Origin of the sequence: Streptomyces sp. NBC_00654, from assembly GCF_026341775.1 — a bacterium.
Lineage (GTDB): Bacteria > Actinomycetota > Actinomycetes > Streptomycetales > Streptomycetaceae > Streptomyces.
Genome location: NZ_JAPEOB010000003.1, coordinates 1,268,876 through 1,284,489 on the forward strand (window position 1 = coordinate 1,268,876; position 15,614 = coordinate 1,284,489).

The 15,614-nt window shown below is 72.4% G+C and carries 16 protein-coding genes; 2 read left to right on the top strand and 14 right to left on the bottom strand.

The features are described 5' to 3' along the window. Positions 1-111: 111 nt before the first annotated feature. Positions 112-864, bottom strand: a complete 753-nt coding sequence (locus OHA98_RS38195; RefSeq protein ID WP_266932474.1) for a TetR/AcrR family transcriptional regulator — start codon at positions 862-864, stop codon at positions 112-114. Between the two features lie 170 nt (positions 865-1,034). Here OHA98_RS38195 and OHA98_RS38200 point away from each other — a divergent pair, with 170 nt between their 5' ends. Continuing rightward, positions 1,035-1,439, top strand: a complete 405-nt coding sequence (locus OHA98_RS38200) for a YciI family protein (RefSeq protein ID WP_266932475.1) — start codon at positions 1,035-1,037, stop codon at positions 1,437-1,439. A gap of 46 nt (positions 1,440-1,485) precedes the next feature. Beyond that, positions 1,486-2,730 carry an RNA polymerase sigma factor gene (locus tag OHA98_RS38205; RefSeq protein WP_266932624.1) on the top strand — a complete coding sequence of 415 codons (1,245 nt, stop codon included), beginning with the start codon at positions 1,486-1,488 and terminating at the stop codon, positions 2,728-2,730. A gap of 117 nt (positions 2,731-2,847) precedes the next feature. On the opposite strand, the gene OHA98_RS38210 is transcribed toward OHA98_RS38205, so the two are convergent. The 13 genes from OHA98_RS38210 to OHA98_RS38270 form a co-directional block, all read right to left on the bottom strand. Beyond that, positions 2,848-3,576 (bottom strand): discoidin domain-containing protein, encoded by a 729-nt coding sequence (locus OHA98_RS38210; RefSeq protein ID WP_266932476.1) that lies wholly within the window; start codon positions 3,574-3,576, stop codon positions 2,848-2,850. 599 nt (positions 3,577-4,175) lie between these two features. Continuing rightward, a complete protein-coding gene (locus tag OHA98_RS38215; protein ID WP_266932477.1) occupies positions 4,176-4,766 on the bottom strand; it encodes a phage tail protein in 591 nt (196 codons plus the stop codon). Between the two features lie 4 nt (positions 4,767-4,770). Then, entirely contained in the window at positions 4,771-6,825 is a 2,055-nt protein-coding gene (locus OHA98_RS38220; protein ID WP_266932478.1) for a putative baseplate assembly protein, read from the bottom strand. After that, a complete protein-coding gene (locus tag OHA98_RS38225) occupies positions 6,822-7,253 on the bottom strand; it encodes a GPW/gp25 family protein (RefSeq protein WP_266932479.1) in 432 nt (143 codons plus the stop codon). The genes OHA98_RS38220 and OHA98_RS38225 overlap by 4 nt, the downstream gene beginning before the upstream one ends. A gap of 6 nt (positions 7,254-7,259) precedes the next feature. Beyond that, positions 7,260-7,547 carry a PAAR domain-containing protein gene (locus tag OHA98_RS38230; RefSeq protein WP_266932481.1) on the bottom strand — a complete coding sequence of 96 codons (288 nt, stop codon included), beginning with the start codon at positions 7,545-7,547 and terminating at the stop codon, positions 7,260-7,262. A gap of 136 nt (positions 7,548-7,683) precedes the next feature. Beyond that, complete coding sequence (locus tag OHA98_RS38235) at positions 7,684-9,687, bottom strand: VgrG-related protein (RefSeq protein ID WP_266932482.1); 2,004 nt, start codon at positions 9,685-9,687, stop codon at positions 7,684-7,686. Then, positions 9,687-10,487: a LysM peptidoglycan-binding domain-containing protein gene (locus OHA98_RS38240; protein WP_266932483.1), complete on the bottom strand. Its 801-nt coding sequence runs from the start codon at positions 10,485-10,487 to the stop codon at positions 9,687-9,689. The genes OHA98_RS38235 and OHA98_RS38240 overlap by 1 nt, the downstream gene beginning before the upstream one ends. Before the next feature lie 5 nt (positions 10,488-10,492). Then, positions 10,493-10,930, bottom strand: coding sequence for a phage tail protein (locus OHA98_RS38245; protein WP_266932484.1), 438 nt, complete (start codon positions 10,928-10,930; stop codon positions 10,493-10,495). Between the two features lie 109 nt (positions 10,931-11,039). Further along, positions 11,040-12,812: a hypothetical protein gene (locus tag OHA98_RS38250; protein WP_266932485.1), complete on the bottom strand. Its 1,773-nt coding sequence runs from the start codon at positions 12,810-12,812 to the stop codon at positions 11,040-11,042. A gap of 112 nt (positions 12,813-12,924) precedes the next feature. Beyond that, positions 12,925-13,068, bottom strand: a complete 144-nt coding sequence (locus OHA98_RS38255) for a DUF6760 family protein (RefSeq protein WP_018099790.1) — start codon at positions 13,066-13,068, stop codon at positions 12,925-12,927. Next, positions 13,065-13,526 (bottom strand): hypothetical protein, encoded by a 462-nt coding sequence (locus OHA98_RS38260; RefSeq protein WP_266932487.1) that lies wholly within the window; start codon positions 13,524-13,526, stop codon positions 13,065-13,067. Before OHA98_RS38260 ends, OHA98_RS38255 begins: the two co-directional genes overlap by 4 nt. Further along, the gene (locus OHA98_RS38265) at positions 13,526-13,969 is read right to left on the bottom strand and encodes a phage tail protein (RefSeq protein ID WP_266932489.1); all 444 of its coding nucleotides are present in this window, start codon (positions 13,967-13,969) and stop codon (positions 13,526-13,528) included. Before OHA98_RS38265 ends, OHA98_RS38260 begins: the two co-directional genes overlap by 1 nt. Positions 13,970-14,005: 36 nt before the next feature. Then, complete coding sequence (locus OHA98_RS38270; protein ID WP_266932491.1) at positions 14,006-15,547, bottom strand: phage tail sheath subtilisin-like domain-containing protein; 1,542 nt, start codon at positions 15,545-15,547, stop codon at positions 14,006-14,008. Between the last annotated feature and the right edge of the window lie 67 nt (positions 15,548-15,614).

The following is a 15,614-nucleotide window of genomic DNA, read 5'->3' on the forward strand; positions in this document are numbered from 1 at the left end:
TGGAGGGGAGCGGGAGGGGAGCTGGAGGGGGAGGAAGGAGACAGGCGGGGGCGGTCGGGGGCGCTCGGGGGCGGGAGACGCAGCCGAAACTCTACTTAACGGGCCCGTCCCTCAGATGTGCAGCCCCTCCGCGAGCAGCCCCAGATGGTGGTCGTACAGCGCCGCGAGATCCGCCGTCCCGTCGCCCTCGGCCCAGTGCCGTACGACGGCAGTGAACACCGCGACGACCGCCGCGGCGGCGCAGTGGGCCTCCAGGTCGCCCGGCGGGCGCCCGGTGCGCTCGGCGATCAGTTCCGCGACGACGTCCTGGCCGTGCTGCTGCTCGTCCAGCCTGCGGGCCCGGACGGCGGGGTCGCAGAGACCCAGCCGGGTCCGGAACAGCAGCTCCTCCCGGTCGGCGGCCGACAGTTCCCCCAGGGACTCGGTCAGCGCGTGGCGTACGGCGTCCACGACCGGCTCGCCGGTGGCCGCACGGGCCCGGAGCGCACGGGCCAGGGCGAGAACCTGACCGTGGTCGTGGTCCTGCCCCTGGTCGTCGGCCAGGACGATGTCCTCCTTGGCCGGGAAGTAGCGGAAGAGCGTGCTCGGGGAGACCTCGGCCGCGCAGGCGATCTGGTCCACGGTGGTCGCCTCGTACCCCTGCTCCGCGAACAGGCGGTAGGCCTCACGCCGGATGCTCCGCCGGGTCCGCAGCTTCTTCCGTTCGCGCAGCCCCATGGGCAGGCCGGACGGTCCGGGCGGTCCGGACAGGCCGGACGGTCCGGGCGGTCCGGGCAGGCCGGGCGGTCCAGGTGGTCCGGGCGGTCCGGACAACGCGTCCGCGGCTGCGGGCACGGTCGAAGTCGGGGGCTCCTTGACGCTCATACGGGCAATTCTCCGGCAACAGGCGTCCCGGCGGCACCACCCCGTACGGGGCAGGCCGAGTGATTCCGGAGAAGTTCCGCGCGTGGTGTCGAGAAACCGTCCCCGGCTCCGACGTCCCCTGTGAAAGCCGCCCGACCCCCGGGCGGACACAGGAACCGAGGAGCGGACTCATGAAGTATCTGGTGATGGTCCAGGGCACCCAGGCCGACTACGACACGATGTCCGGCAAGGGATCCGAGCACAGCGTGACCTGGAGCGAGGAGGACATGCAGAAGATGTTCGCCTTCATGGAGAGCGTCAACAACGACCTCGCCGAGTCCGGTGAGCTCGTGGACGCCAACGGTCTCACCGAACCCGCGCAGACCCGTTTCGTGAGCGCGGGCAAGGACGGCCGGCCGGTGATCTCGGACGGGCCGTACGGGGAGACCAAGGAACTGCTCGCCGGGTACTGGGTGCTCGACTGCGAGAGCCTGGAGCGGGTCACCGAGATCGCGGCGCGCATCGCGCTCTGCCCGCAGCCCGCGGGCGCGCCCGAGTATCCGGTGGTCATCCGCCCCATCCAGGGCGAGTGCTGAGTACGCCGAAGGCCGGAGGCCGCATGTGAGCCATGAGGAGGACCGGATCGACGACCGGATCGAGAGCCGGATCGAGGACCTGTTGCGCCTGCACGCGCCGCAGGTCCTCGGCGCGCTCGTACGGCGGTACGGACACTTCGACGCGGCAGAGGACGCGGTGCAGGAGGCCCTTCTCGCGGCGGCGCGACAATGGCCGGAAGAGGGCGTGCCGGACAATCCGCGCGGCTGGCTCATCAGGATCGCGTCCCGGCGGCTGACCGACCGGCTGCGCGCCGACTCGGCCCGGCGCAGGCGCGAGGAGACGGCGGCGGCGCTCACCCCGAGGGACGCCTTCACCGCGCCGCCGCCCGGGGAGAGCCGTGCCCCCTCCGAGGACGACACCCTCACCCTGCTCTTCCTGTGCTGCCACCCGGCGCTCTCCCCCGCCGCCCAGATCGCGCTCACCCTGCGTGCGGTCGGCGGCCTGACCACCGCCGAGATCGCCCGCGCGCACCTGGTGCCCGAGGCGACCATGGCCCAGCGGATCAGCCGGGCCAAGCACAAGGTGCACGGGACCCCGTTCCGGCAGCCGGGTCCCGAGGACCGTGACACGCGGCTGGCCGCCGTGCTCCAGGTGCTCTACCTGATCTTCAACGAGGGCTACACCGCCTCCTCCGGCCCCGCCCTGCACCGTGCGGATCTCGCCCACGAGGCCGTCCGGCTGACCCGGTCGGTACGACGCCTCCTGCCCAGGGAGGGCCGGGTGACGGGACTGCTGGCGCTCATGCTCCTCACCGAGGCCCGCAGCCCGGCGCGCACCGGCCCGGACGGTGAGCTGATCCCGCTCGACGAACAGGACCGCACCCGCTGGGACCGCTCCGCGATCGAGGAGGGGTCCGCGCTCGCCGCGGAGGCGCTGTCGCAGGGGCCGGCCGGGGACTACCAGCTCCAGGCCGCCATCGCCGCCCTGCACGACGAGGCGGAGCGCGCCGACGCCACGGACTGGCCGCAGATCCTCGCCCTGTACGACATCCTCGTGCACCGCACCCGCGACCCGATGGCCGCGCTGGGACGGGCGGTCGCCGTGGCGATGGTGCGTGGCCCGCGGGCGGGTCTGGCGGAAGTCGCCCTGCTGGAGGGCCCGTTGGCCGGACACCATCGGCTCGACGCCGTACGGGCCCATCTGCTGGAGCGGGTCGGTGACCCGGCCGGGGCGCGCGCCGCCTACCGGGCGGCGGCCGACAGCACCCTCAGCGAACCCGAAGCCCGCTATCTGCGGAACCGGGCGGACGCGCTGCCCCCGTCCCCGTGAATCCGGGCGGGAACCGACGTACGGGCGACGGGAACGGAGTCTGCGTGTTCGCGTGCACTTCACGTCAAGGCCGGTGGCCCACGCCGGTGGCGGTTGCAGCGGCAGCGGCAGCGGGGTCTACGGCCTCCGCCCGAAGAATTCGATCTCCGCCACGGCCACCCGGCGCCCCTCCCCCGTGCCGTACGCCGAGTCGACCGTGAGCCGGGCCCGTACGGTGTCCGAGCCGCGTACGTCGAAGGTCTGCTGCCCCGACTGGTCCCGCAGCCTGAGCGTCCGGCGCGTCTCCTTGCCGTCCTTCCCGGTCAGCACCACGGTGAGCCGCGCCGGGCGTGCCTGCGTGAGGAACTCGTCCTTGCGCGCCGAGGTCCCGGAGAACACAACGACCTTCATCACCCGCACCGGCTGGGCGAACTCGCACTCCAGATACTCCCCGGCTCCGTCCCCGGCCTCCTTCGGTGCCCAGTAACGGTTGTTGAACCCGTCGAAGGCCGCACCCGCCGGATGGCCCGGCACCGCGCTGGAGCTGCGGAACACGGAGGGCGGCACCGACTCGGGAGTGCCCGTCTCCTCCTTCGCGAAGCCGAACAGACCGGGAAGATACGGCAGCGCGAACCAGATCCCGACGGCCACCAGCAGCAGCACGACCGGCAGCCCGAGCCTCGGCCGCCGCCATCCGCGCCTCGGCCTGGTCCCCGCCGCATGGGACTGCCGGGGACCTCTGTGGAAGATCCGCCGCCACCACGGCGGGCGGATGCCGGGGGGCGGGCCGGGGTCGAGGAGCAGGGCGCAGCGGACACAGAGCGTGCGCCCCGGCGCGTTCTCCGTACGGCAGTTGGGGCAGCTCACCGGTGCCCCGGCGGCGACCGGGCCCGGCGTCTCGGGGGCGATCGGTCCCGGCCCCGGATCGGGCCACGCGTCGGGCCCCGGAACACGCCCGTCCGTCCCTTCCCCGGGGCGCCGGGGAGCAGCGGTGCCGGACAGCGGAGCCGGAGCGGTCGGTGGGGGTACGGATAGGGGTACGGGGGTGGGCGCGGGCGTGGGCGTGGGGCGTGCGGGAAGCGGCTCCGGCGCGGGGGCGGGCGCAACCAGTGGAACCGCAGGCGGCGGCGGAGGCGGTGCAGACGGTGGAGGCCCAGGTACAACCGGAGGCCCAAGCACGGGCGGCTGTACGGGCGGTTGCGCGGGCACAGGCGGTTGTGCGGCCACGGGCTGTTGAACGGGCATGGCCGGTGGCGCGGGCGGCTGTACGGGTACGGCCGGTGGCGCGAACGGTCCTACAGGCGCGGTGGGTTGCGCGGGCGCGGGCGGTTGCGCGGAGGGCGCACCCCCCGCCTCCGCCCCCGCCCCCGCCCCCGGCTCCGGATCCGGCTCCCATGCCAGGAACGCCTCGCAGGACGCGCAGAACTCGCGCCCCGGCGTGTTCCGGTGGCCGCACGACTCGCAGATCACTCCGCCTCACCCCCCGAAGCCACCGGCCCCGGACTCCCGGCCGGCGGCAGGATCTCCAGCGTGAACCCGACGTGCGCGGGAACCTCCGTACCGATCAGTTCCTCCAGCCGCACCCGGTCGACGCGCCGCCCCCGCCCGGCTTCCGGTTCGCGGACCCGGATCGTCACCCAGGCACGCGGCAGGCCCGGCAGTGGGGTGAGGGGCCGGGTCGACCACGCCGTACCGCCGCTCTCCACGATCTCCGGTTCGGTGCCGGTCTCCAGCCGTACCGCATCCGCCAGCCCCCGCAGCGTCCCGCGCCGTGCGTGCCGCGCCACCGCGCCCCGTACCGCCGCCCGTTGCCGGTCCGGGGTGCTGTCCTCGTACGGCTCCACGGCCACCCACTGGGCCAGCCAGTCCAGGAAGTCGTCCGGGGCGCTGCGGGGGTCGAGGTGGGCGGGGAGGTTGTCGATGGTGAGCAGGACCGGGGCGAGTACGTCGTCGAGCGCGGCGAGGAAGCGCTGGAGGAAGTCCTGCTCCAGGTAGACGGCGGGCAGTTGCTCGATCAGCGGGTGCGGGGTCGGGAGACCGGGAACGCCGGTACGCATCGGTTCAGCCCTCCCGTACCCGGAGCGCGTGCTCGTAGCTGAAGACCAGGGCGTGCCGGTCCAGCGGAATCCTGGTCGTGGCGTCCGTGCGCTCGCCGGTCACCGGGTCGGCCCGGTAGAGGCGTACGTCCTCCACCAGGTCCACCCCCGGCACCCGCTGGAGCACGGCGAACGCCTCGCCCGACTGGATCGGCCGGCCGAACGGCCAGCCCTGCCCGTTCGGCCCCCCGGTCAGCGGGTTGAAGTACCCGTACAGCGCGGCGAGCGCCGTCTCCCGGACCCGCTCGACGACCGCCCCGCGCTCGGCCTGCACCGTGGCCACGACGGTCACGCCCTGGTAGAACGGCGGCTCGACGACCAGCCGGGCACCGACCGGACGGCGGGCGTCCAGATGCTGCGCGATGAGGCCCAGCGTGTGGGCGGGCGGGATGAGCTCGTCGAACTCGATCCGGCCCTGTTCGTCGCTGCGCCCGGCCGGTACGACGAGCAGCCGCACCCCGCCCGCGTCGGCGCCCGGGTTCCCCTCCGTCGCGCCGCCGTTCCCCGGCGCCGCCCCGCCCGTACCCTCGCCGCCCACTCCGCCGCCGGTCGCGGCACCGCCTGCCCCTTCGCCGTCCTCCCCGGCCCGGATGCAGTGCACCCGTGCCGCGTCCGGGGCGATCTCACGGGCCAGCAGCTCGTAGTCGTGCGGCACGACGGCCCGGTGCAGGGTCCGCAGGGTCATCGGCCCCCGCACCCGGGCGCTCTCGACACTCTCGCCGTCGACCCCGCCGAGCGCCGGACGGCGGTTCTCCACCCGGGCCACGTACGGGATCGCGCTGCGCAGGACCCGCAGGGTGGACCGGGCGACGTTGCCGCGCAGCCCGCCCCCCGTGCGGTAGGAGCGCACCCGGACGACCGCGCCCTTGTCCGGGACGTCGCCGTAGTAGCGGATGCCGCCGTCCCGTTCCCGTACGGCGGGGCCGAACTCGACCCGCCCGGAGTTCGGGTCCAGCGTGACGTGACGGTCCTCGGGACCGGAGTGCGCGAAGTCGTCGACCCGGGTCCACCGGGTGACCCCGTCACCGCCCGCCGGACCGGACACCTCGACGACGAACTCGCCGGGCACCACGGGCGGGCGCGCCAGCGTGAACACCTGGCCCGGCACCCCCTCCGCCGCCCCCAGCACCTCATCGGCGACGGTCTCCGCGTGCTCGGCGGCAACGGTCGCGCCGATCGTGAACGCGGTGATCCGGCGGACCACGGGCGGTGCCATGTACGTCGGCTGGCCCGGCTCCGCCTCGATCAGACGGCAGCGCAGCCAGCCACCGGTACGCCGCACCACGGCGGCCGGGACATGCGTCCTCGGCAGATGCAGGATCAGCTCACCGGAACGGTTGAAGCCGCCCGTGTCGTCCTTCTCGACGTCGCAGACCGTCCAGGCGGTGCCGTCCCACGCCTCCCAGAGCAGCGGCGGCCGCAACGGGTCGACGCCGACGCCCTCGACCTTGCAGTCCAGCCGCAGGACGAGCACGCCCGCCGGAACGGCCGCCGACAGGCCCACGTACAGACAGTCCCCCGGCGCCGGAGTGGCCCCGAAGCACGCCACGTCCCGCCCGAGCGCCAGCTCCTCCGTACGGTCCACGGCCTCCCCGGGCGAGGGCCAGGTGGCGAGATGGGCGAAGGCGCAGGGCACGATGGTCAGGGTCTCGGAGGTGGTGAAGACGACCGCCTCCTCCGTCTCCGTACGGACCGTGGCGACCTCCGTGCCGGCCCGCACCACCACCGGGTCGGGCTGCGGCGCGGACAGCCGGAACGTCACGTCGGTGTGCGCGGCCGTGGGCGGGTGGAGCCGCACCCCGATCAGGTCGAGGAAGGTCAGATAGCTCTTCTCCGGCACCCGGTTCACCCGGTAGACGAGCTGGTCGACCATGGTCGCGAACGCCTCGATGAGCGTCACCCCGGGGTCGGACACATTGTGATCGGTCCACTCCGGGCAGCGCTGCTGCACCAGGCGCTTGGCCTCGTCCACCAGGCCCTGGAAGCGGCGGTCGTCCAGATACGGACTGGGCAGCGTCACGCGCCGGTCTCCTCGTCGTTGGTCGCGTCCTGGGCGTGCTGCGGAATCACATAGAACGGGAAGACCAGATTCCGGGGGTCGTTGGCACCGCGCACGGTGTACCCGATGTCGATGTAGAGCACCCCCTCGTCCGCCTCGTCGAACCGGACGACGACCTCGGCCACCTCGATCCGGGGCTCCCAGCGCTCCAGCGCGAGACGCACCTCGTACGCGAGCTGCCCCGCCGTCCCCGCGTCGGCGGGCGCGAACACGTAGTCGTTGACGGCGCAGCCGAACTCCGGCCGCATCGGCCGTTCCCCCGGCGAGGTCGCCAGGATCAGCCGGATCGACTCCTCCAGCTCGTGCTCACCGCGCACGAGCGCGATCGACCCGGTGGCGTCCGTACGCGGCGGAAACGCCCAGCCCGCGCCGATGAACTGCTGTCCCATGCCGCCTCAGCCCCCGATCAGCACCGACGCGCACCCGGACACGACCGGCGCCCCGCAGCCCGCCAGGTCCCCGACCCGGGCGGCGGGCTGCCCGCCGATCAGCACGGTGGAGCTACCGGGCGGCGCGATGGCGGACGGCGGATGGGCGGCGGGGGACGCGCACTGGTGCGGGGTCCCGACCGTGGCGGCGGGCTGCCCGCCGATGAGCACGGACGGCACACCGGGCGGCCCGACCGTGCCGGGGTGCCCGGTGGGGTCGCCGACCCGGGCGGCTGCGGCTGCTGCTGCCGACATGCGGTCCACTCCTGTTCCTGTCACGTGTTCCTGTGCGTGTGCGTGTTCCTGTCACGTGTTCCTGCTGCGTGTGCGTGTGCGTGTTCCTGTCACGTGTGCGTGTGGGTGTTCTGTACGTGCTTCCCGTGCGTGTACGTCAGTTGAGCTTGATCATCGGGGCGTTCACGGACACCGAGGCACCGCTCTTGATGTCGGTGCGCTGGGTGCCGTTGACCGAGACCTGGCCCCCCTGCACCTCCACCGCTCCACCGGTGGAGAGCGCGACCTTTCCGGTGCCGCCGTCCAGGGCCACACCACTGCGGGACGTCAAGGTGACGCTGTCACCGGAGAGTTCGAGAGCGCCGCGCCCGGCGTCCAGGGCGACGCCCTTGGCCGCCGTGATGGAGACCTGCTCCTTGGCCTCGATCGTCACGCTGCCGTCGCTGTTGATGACGATGGCGGTGCCCCTGCGGTCGAGGTCGATGGTGAGCTTGCCGTCGCCGGTACGGAGCCGGACGCCCTGCGGGCCGTTCGCCGCGTCCAGCAGCTCCAGCTGGTTGCCGCTCCTGGAGGCGAAGGTGCGCCGGTTCACGGCACCGCTCGTGGGATCGACCAGCTCACCACCGTCACCGCCGCCGGGAGCAACGCCCGCCCCCGAACCGGTGCCGGCCCCGGAGCCGGCCCCCGGACCGCCCCCCGGAGCACCACCGGCCCCAGGGCCGGAACCCGCCCCGGCACCGCCTCCCGGACCGCCTCCCGGGCCGCCCCCCGGCCGGTCCTGCCCGTTGTACAGCCCGGCCAGCACGTACGGCCGGTCCAGATGCCCGTGCTCGAACCCGACCAGCACCTCGTCGCCGACCTCCGGGATGAACGCCTCGCCGCCGCCCGTCCCGCCCGACTGCGCCGTACGCGCCCAGTCGCTCGCGTACTCGTCCGACAGCCACGGGAACCTGACCTTGACCCGCCCCGAGCCCTCCGGGTCCTGGGTGTCCGTCACGGTCCCGCTGACCAGCCCGGCGCAGCGCGACCCACCGTTGCCGCCGCCACCGCTCCCGCCCGGCGCTCCCCCGGTCAGCCCGAACAGCGAGCGCTCCTGCTGCCCGGAGACCGTGATCCAGGTCTCGTACCCCCGTACGGCGTCGAAGACATGGCGCGAGGACGTCACCGTGTACCGGCCCTCGAACGGCGCGCCCACCGCGTTCAGCGCCACCGCACTGCCCGCCCTGACCTCCGGGTTGCCCCGGATCACCGCCTCCAGCTCCGCGAACGACCCGGCGATCCGCTCCGCCAGGGCCTTCGCCGCCTGGTCGACCTGCGCCTGGGCCCCGTACGCCGCGTCCGTCACCACGAACCGCGCCTCGCCGAACGGGGCGCACACCTCCGCCGCCGTCACCCCCAGCTCCAGCGTCGAGGACTTCCCCGCCGGCGCCCTGCCCACCAGCGGCTGCTTGGCCTGGACGTCCCAGCCGCGCACCTCCACCTCGGAGACCTGCTCGGCGGCGGACACCCCGGCCCGGCAGCGGAGGAGGTTGCTGCCCAGTTCCAGGACGAGCGGATCGCGGTCGGCGCGCGCCGAACCGTCCGGCGCCCCGCTCGCCTCGGCGGGGCGGGTGATGTGCAACTGCCCGTCGCGTACGTACGCCTGGGCCCCGGCCTCCTCGGCGAGGCCTCGTACGAACTCCCAGTCGGTGATGTTGGGCTGGGCGATGTGTTCGAGTACGGGCCCGGCGATGTCCACGTTCCCCGGCTTCAGCCCGGCGCGCCGGGCGACCTGGCCGCAGATGTCGGCGAGGGTCATGTTCTGGTAGCTGGCCACCCGCCGCCCCCGGAAGAGGCGGTGCGACTCGTCGAGTCCACGTACGACGGTGAACGTTCCGGTCTCGTCCAGCTCCACCTCCAGGGCGGTCACCACTCCGTCGAGCAGCGGCTTGGGAGCCGTGTCACCGCCCGCGCGGGCCAGCAGCCGGGCCTCGCTGCCGATCTTCAGCCCGGCCTGTTCCAGAAGCACCCGGTCCGGGTCCCGGAACCGCAGCAGGAACAGGTCCGGGAGCGTACGGCTGTCATCGACGTACCCCTCGACCAGCGTGTTCACGAACTTCGCCGGCAGCGGTGTGCCACCGAACTCCACCACCAACGCGGTGGCGACGCCCTGTTGCGCCATCAGCCCCGCCTCTCCCGGTCGGCGGACCCCTGGAGCCGGTTCAGCTCGTCGAGGGCGGGCAGCAGGAGCTGGGTCCCCGGCGCGATCCGCATCGGGTCGTCGATGCCGTTCGCCTCGGCGATCACCCGCCAGGCACCGGCGTCCCCGTACTCCCGGTGGGCCAGCGACGGCAGCGAGTCCCCGGCGTCCACCCGGTGCACGCGCCGGGCGGCCAGAGCGCCCGAGGTCGGGTTCTGCCCCGGTGTCTCCCCGCTGATCTCCTCCATCGTGACCTGGCAGACAGCCCGGATCGGCACCCCGGACGTGGTGAACAGGGTGTATTTCGCGGCCACTTGACTGACATAGCCGGGAAATCCCGTCAGCCCGCCCCAGTGGAAGACCACCCACGGCGGCGAGGAGCGCTGCTGCTGCCGGGTCTCGTTCGTCGGCACGCAGCACGCGAACAGCTGCTCCACCGAGGTCACCACCCGGGTGTCCTGGGTGTCGCTGGCGTCGAAGAACATCTCGACGGTGAGCTTGCTGGGCTGTGACCCCTGGTACTCCGGCGGCCCGGAGCTCTTCGCCCCCTTGGCCGGAGTCCGCTTCCAGGACGCCGCCTTGGTCAGGCTCAGCTCCTTCGGATTGAACTGGAAGTCGATCCGACCGCACGGGCCGCCGGGCGTCAGCCCGCCACCGGTCGGCGGGGTCCGCAGCTCCAGGTAGGCGTGCTCCAGCTTGGGCCGGGCCGAGCCGCCCTTCGCGGCGGACGCCACCCCCGACGTACCGGCGGCACTGAAGGCGATGGGTCCTGCACCGGCCATGCGGCTCAGCCCTCCATCACATAGCCGTGATGGGCGATCTCGATGGTCTCCATCGCGACCTTGGGCGACTCGGGCGTGAAGGAAGGACCGGTCCAGCGCACGGGAACGACCTCCAGCAGCCCCCACTCGGCCACCTTCCGCCCGTCCCCGGTCCGCGCCTCGATGTGCGCCGTCTTGCGGCTGAACCCGGTCGTCATCGTGGCGAACCAGCGCGCCACCTTCTCCGTCTCCCGGGTGAGCGGCCGGGACAGCTTCACGTTCGAGTACTTCAGCCGGGTCGGCAGCTGCCAGAGATGGCCGTTGTTGCCGCCCTCCTCGCGGGTTTCGAGCACCACTTCGCACCCCAGGCCGTCACATGTGTTGAACGACCCCAGCTCGATGTCGTCGATGGTCACGACGAAGCAGACACTGACGGCGGGGTCGCCGTCCTGGGCGGTGGCCATGACTCGTACCTCTCCTACTGGGTGGTGATCGGTGACGCGTGATCATCGGGGGCGGGTGGTCATCAGTGGCGGGTGGTCATCGGGGGCGGGTGGTCATCAGTGGCAGGGGTCATCGGGGGCGGGTGTTGATCAGGAATCCGGCGCGTTCGCGTTCCAGTCGGAGGTCGGCCTTGAGGAGGCGGCTGAGCGGTGCGTAGAGGGCCCGGACCAGCTCGTCCGTCACGGCAGGCGCACCACCCTGACCGGGCCCGGTCCCACCTGCCCCAGCGGCATGGGACGCCGGGGCACCCCCCTCACCGGCTGACGCAGAGTCGGATTCCGCCTCCATGTCCGGTACGGAATCGGGTACGGGATCGGGTACGGGATCGGGATCGGGTACGGGAGCGGGCGGCGGGGGCTCCTCGCTGATCTCCGCGTCCCGCTGGACGACGGGCCGCGAGGCGCCGGAGGAGAACGAAGGGAACGAAGGTGACGGGGCGGACGGGAAAACCACGCTCCCGTCCGGCATGCGCTGTGCGACCCCGGCCGCGACGGCGAAGGCCCCGGCGGTGGGAATGGCGGTACGGCTGCCGCCTCCGGGCGACACCCCGGCGCCCGCCCGTCGCTGCACGGGAAGGCGCGACAACGTGGAGGAAGCCCCTCCGGCGGGGGCGACGACAGCCCGCTGTACAGCGGCGGGCGGAGCGGTGGCCAGGCCCACGGGTGCCACCGCCGACGCTCCCGGATCCGCGGTGGTCCACCGCACGGGCACGGCATCGGGAACGGAACCCGGCACGACGTCCGGCGCCGCGGCCGAGGGACCGGAAGGACCGGCCCGCGAACCCTCCCCCTCCGCCGGGGAACGCTGCACGGCTGGCCCGATCGCCGCCGCGCTCTCGTCCGTACCGACGACGGTACGGAGAACCAGCGGCCGATCACCGAGCAACGGAGCAGTGGTGGGCGCGGCAGGTAGGGCAGTTGCGGCACCGGGCACGGCAACGGAACGCTGAACCGCGGCCCCACCGGACAAGCCCCCGGCAGCCCCACCGGCAACACCCCCGTCCGCGCTCCCGCTCCCGTCCCCGCCCCCGCCGGACACGACGCCGACGAGCGGATCGTCACCGAGCAGCGGCGCGGTGACCTGGCTCGCCTCCGCACCGCCGGAGACCTCGGCCACATCGTCCACCTCGTCCACCTCGGCACCGCCTTCGCTCGCGCCCCCGGGCACGGACGCGGCGGCCTGTCGCTGAGCCGTCGGAGGCAGACCGGGCAGAGGTGCACCGAGTCCGGGCACGCGCCGGTGCGGCTCCCCTGCCGAAGCCGAAGGCTCCACCACGCGCTGAACAGCGCCGGAGGCGCCTGGTGCCGGGGCCGGCAGCGGTGCCGGAGGTGCCGGGGGCGCTACGAGGGGTCGCTCACCCACGAGTTGGCGTACGGGCAGATCGGCGACCGCGCCCTCACCGACCGACGTCATGGCGGGCTCACCACCCCCGTGAACACGCTGCACGGGCGCGGGTACGGGGGCGGGTACGGACACCGCTACGGGTACGGCGGCCGAAGCGGGTACGGAGACCGCCTCACGCCCCGGCACCGTCTCCCTCCGCATGGGCATCTCGACGGACCGCTGAGCCGTACTCGCCGTCTGCGGGCTCACCGGCGCCGGAGAGGTGATCCCGTGGACGAGCCCGGCAGGTGCCTCGGGGCTGACGAGATGCCCCAGCGGCGTACCGAGCGCGGTGTCCTGCCGGGTGGTCAGCGACTGCTCGAACCCGGAGGTGCCGATGACGAGATCCTGCTCGGGGACGGTGCGCTGGATGGGCACGAGCCGGCTCACATCGACACGGTCGCCACGAACGTCGCCGCCCGCGATTCCCGCGTCACCCGCATCCGCTGCGTCACCCACGTCCGGCCGTGGACCCTCCGCAGCGGCGGCCGGCGCGGACTCACCACGGGAACGACCTCCGCGCAGCCAGGACATCAGCCCCATGGATCCCTCGTCTCCCCTGCGCTACTCGCTACTGCCCGTTGAGGCGAGCGACCTGTGCGACGAACTTCAGGCGTTCCGGATGTTCCAGGTCCAGCAGGTCGTCGAGCGGCCAGTGGAAGTGATAGGCGAGGTACGCGACCTCCTCGTAGAGCAGGTCGGCCGCGTACGTCACGATTCCCCCAGGCGGCCACCGGCGAGATCCACCGCGAACTCCTCCTGGCAGGACGGACAGGTGACGGCGGCGCGCGTGTGGCCCTCGGCGTTGATCCGCCGGTAGAAGTCCTGGAGAAAGGCCAGGTCGGAGGCGAACAGATCCTCGATGACGCCCGGGTGGATGTCCTCGACGGTTCCGATCCGGGTGACGACGCGGGCGATCAGCACGACGGACAGATACGCGGAGTTCTCCCGCACCCGGTCGTCCCGCAACGGCACCAGTTCGTCGCGGGCGGTCGCGAGCCGCATCACTCCGCTGCGGTGCACGGCTCCCGAATCGTCGACGTACCCACGAGGCAGCTCGAAGGCGAACTCGGTGCGCAGAGGCTCGGGTTGAGGTGCGCGGGACTGCTCCACACGCTCCGCCGGCCCCGCCTGCTGCTGTCCCGGCGCCTGGAACTGAACCGTACGCCGCATCAGTCGAGTTCCATGCTCTCGTACGTGATCGCCAGCTTCTCCGTCAGGACCGAGGTGTCACCGGCCTTGAGCGTGCCGATCTCCAGCGACTTCGGCCAGGCGTTGATCAGCTTGTAGCGCTTGATCGGCATGCCCTCGTAGTCGTAGACGATGACGGCGCCGTTGCGGCGGGCGTCCGTCATACGGCCGAACCGCGAGTCCTTGATCCACCGCTCGAAGCTGTTGTCCTCCGTGAGACCACGGGTGACGGTGACCTCTCCCGCCTTGGGGCGTCCGGGCAGCTTCTTGATGGCGTACTTGCCGTCGGCGGTGTTCTGCTTCAGCTCGATGACGTCCTGCTCCATCTTCAGACCGCTGACCTCGGTGATCTGCTTGATGATGACGCTGTCGAATTCGAGACCGAAGGAATGCCCGACGGAACTGTCGAGATCGGGAAGTGGCACAACAGACTCCTTACACCGCACTCAGAATGAGGCCGTTCATTCGTCGATCCCTCCGGTGCCGCCGGTCAGCTGGGAGAGCCGGAACACCACGAACTCGGCCGGCTTGACCGGGGCGACACCGATCTCGCAGATGACCTGACCTGCGTCGATGCTCTCGGGCGGGTTGGTCTCACGGTCACATTTCACATAGAACGCCTCGTCGGGGGTCAGCCCGAACAGCGACCCCTTCCGCCATTCGTTGACCAGGAAGGCCGAGACCGTACGGCGGATACGGGCCCATAGCGCATCGTCGTTCGGCTCGAAGACGACCCATTGCGTACCGGCGAGGATCGACTCCTCCAGGTAGTTGAAGAGCCGGCGCACGTTCAGGTACCGCCAGGCCGGATCCGAGGCGAGCGTCCGCGCACCCCAGACCCGGATGCCCCTCCCGGGGAAGGACCGGATGCAGTTGAGGCCGATCGGGTTGAGCAGGTCGTGTTCGCCCTTGGTCAACTGCGTCTGCAACGCCACGGCGCCCCGTACGACTTCGTTCGCCGGTGCCTTGTGCACTCCCCGGGTGTCGTCGTTGCGCGCCCAGACCCCGGCGATGTGCCCGCTCGGCGGTACGAGGACGGGGCGGCCGCCGGACGCGGGGGTGGCGATGCTGATCCAGGGGTAGTACAGGGTCGCGTACTTGGAGTCGTAGTTGGCGCGGTCGGTGCGCCAGCCCCTGATCTGCTGGGGCGAGAAGCCCGGCGGCGGATCGAGGATGGCGACGCGGTCGCCCATCAGCTGGCAGTGCGAGATCAGCCCCTGCTGGACGGCGATCACCGAATCCAGGTCCAGCAGTCCGCGTTGCAGGGCACTCATCAGATCGGGGATCGCGACCATGGTGACCTCGTCGACCGCTTCCAGGCCGCCCAGTCCGGTCCGGCGGTCGGCGTCACCGACGTACAGCTCGGGAGTCAGCGCCCCGGCACCACCGGCGGCGGGCGCGGCGGGCGCGAGGGTGACGGACTGCGGCTCGGGCCGGGCGGGCGCGGCGCCGCGCCCCGACTCCCGTACCTCGATGAGCTCGGACCTGGCGTTGACCCGGGTGGCGACGTTCTCCTTGCTGCGCTTCGTCGTGACGGACGGGTACGTCTCGGCGACCTGGCCGTCGCGCTTCACGATGAGCTGGAAGACGTCGGAGGGCGGATCGTCGCCCTCTGCCTCCGTGACCTCGACACTGATCTCCCCGGCCACGCCGGGCCGGGGTTTCACGGCGTACGGCCCGACCTGGACCTCGGCCCCGGCGGCCGGCTCACCGGCCTCCCCGTCGCCGTCCTGAGCGGAACCGTCGTCGATCCGTACGACGTAGCAGATGCCACCGCCGTTGGAGAAGAAGCCGTGGACGGAGGAGGCGAGGTACGTACCGTCGACGAAGTCGCCGAAGGTGCTGACGAACTGGCTCCAGTTCGTGATCAGCGTCGGCTCGTCGAAGGGTCCCCGCTGGGCGAATCCCACGAAGGCGGCGACGGACGTGCCCACCCCTTCGATCGGCCGGGATCCGGAATCGACCTCTTCGACGTAGACGCCCGGGGACAGGTACGACGGCATATGAGCCTCTCCTTGACGCGCTCCTCGACGTGCTGCTCGCCCCGTTCCACGACCGGGGAACGCCGGC

Excerpts from the sequence above, each read along its gene's own strand:
- OHA98_RS38195 (WP_266932474.1), bottom strand. The coding sequence starts at position 864 with ATGAGCGTCAAGGAGCCCCCGACTTCGACCGTGCCCGCAGCCGCGGAC.
- OHA98_RS38200 (WP_266932475.1), top strand. The coding sequence starts at position 1,035 with ATGAAGTATCTGGTGATGGTCCAGGGCACCCAGGCCGACTACGACACG.
- OHA98_RS38215 (WP_266932477.1), bottom strand. The coding sequence starts at position 4,766 with ATGCGTACCGGCGTTCCCGGTCTCCCGACCCCGCACCCGCTGATCGAG.
- OHA98_RS38225 (WP_266932479.1), bottom strand. The coding sequence starts at position 7,253 with ATGGGACAGCAGTTCATCGGCGCGGGCTGGGCGTTTCCGCCGCGTACG.
- OHA98_RS38230 (WP_266932481.1), bottom strand. The coding sequence starts at position 7,547 with ATGTCGGCAGCAGCAGCCGCAGCCGCCCGGGTCGGCGACCCCACCGGG.
- OHA98_RS38235 (WP_266932482.1), bottom strand. The coding sequence starts at position 9,687 with ATGGCGCAACAGGGCGTCGCCACCGCGTTGGTGGTGGAGTTCGGTGGC.
- OHA98_RS38240 (WP_266932483.1), bottom strand. The coding sequence starts at position 10,487 with ATGGCCGGTGCAGGACCCATCGCCTTCAGTGCCGCCGGTACGTCGGGG.
- OHA98_RS38245 (WP_266932484.1), bottom strand. The coding sequence starts at position 10,930 with ATGGCCACCGCCCAGGACGGCGACCCCGCCGTCAGTGTCTGCTTCGTC.
- OHA98_RS38260 (WP_266932487.1), bottom strand. The coding sequence starts at position 13,526 with ATGCGGCGTACGGTTCAGTTCCAGGCGCCGGGACAGCAGCAGGCGGGG.
- OHA98_RS38270 (WP_266932491.1), bottom strand. The coding sequence starts at position 15,547 with ATGCCGTCGTACCTGTCCCCGGGCGTCTACGTCGAAGAGGTCGATTCC.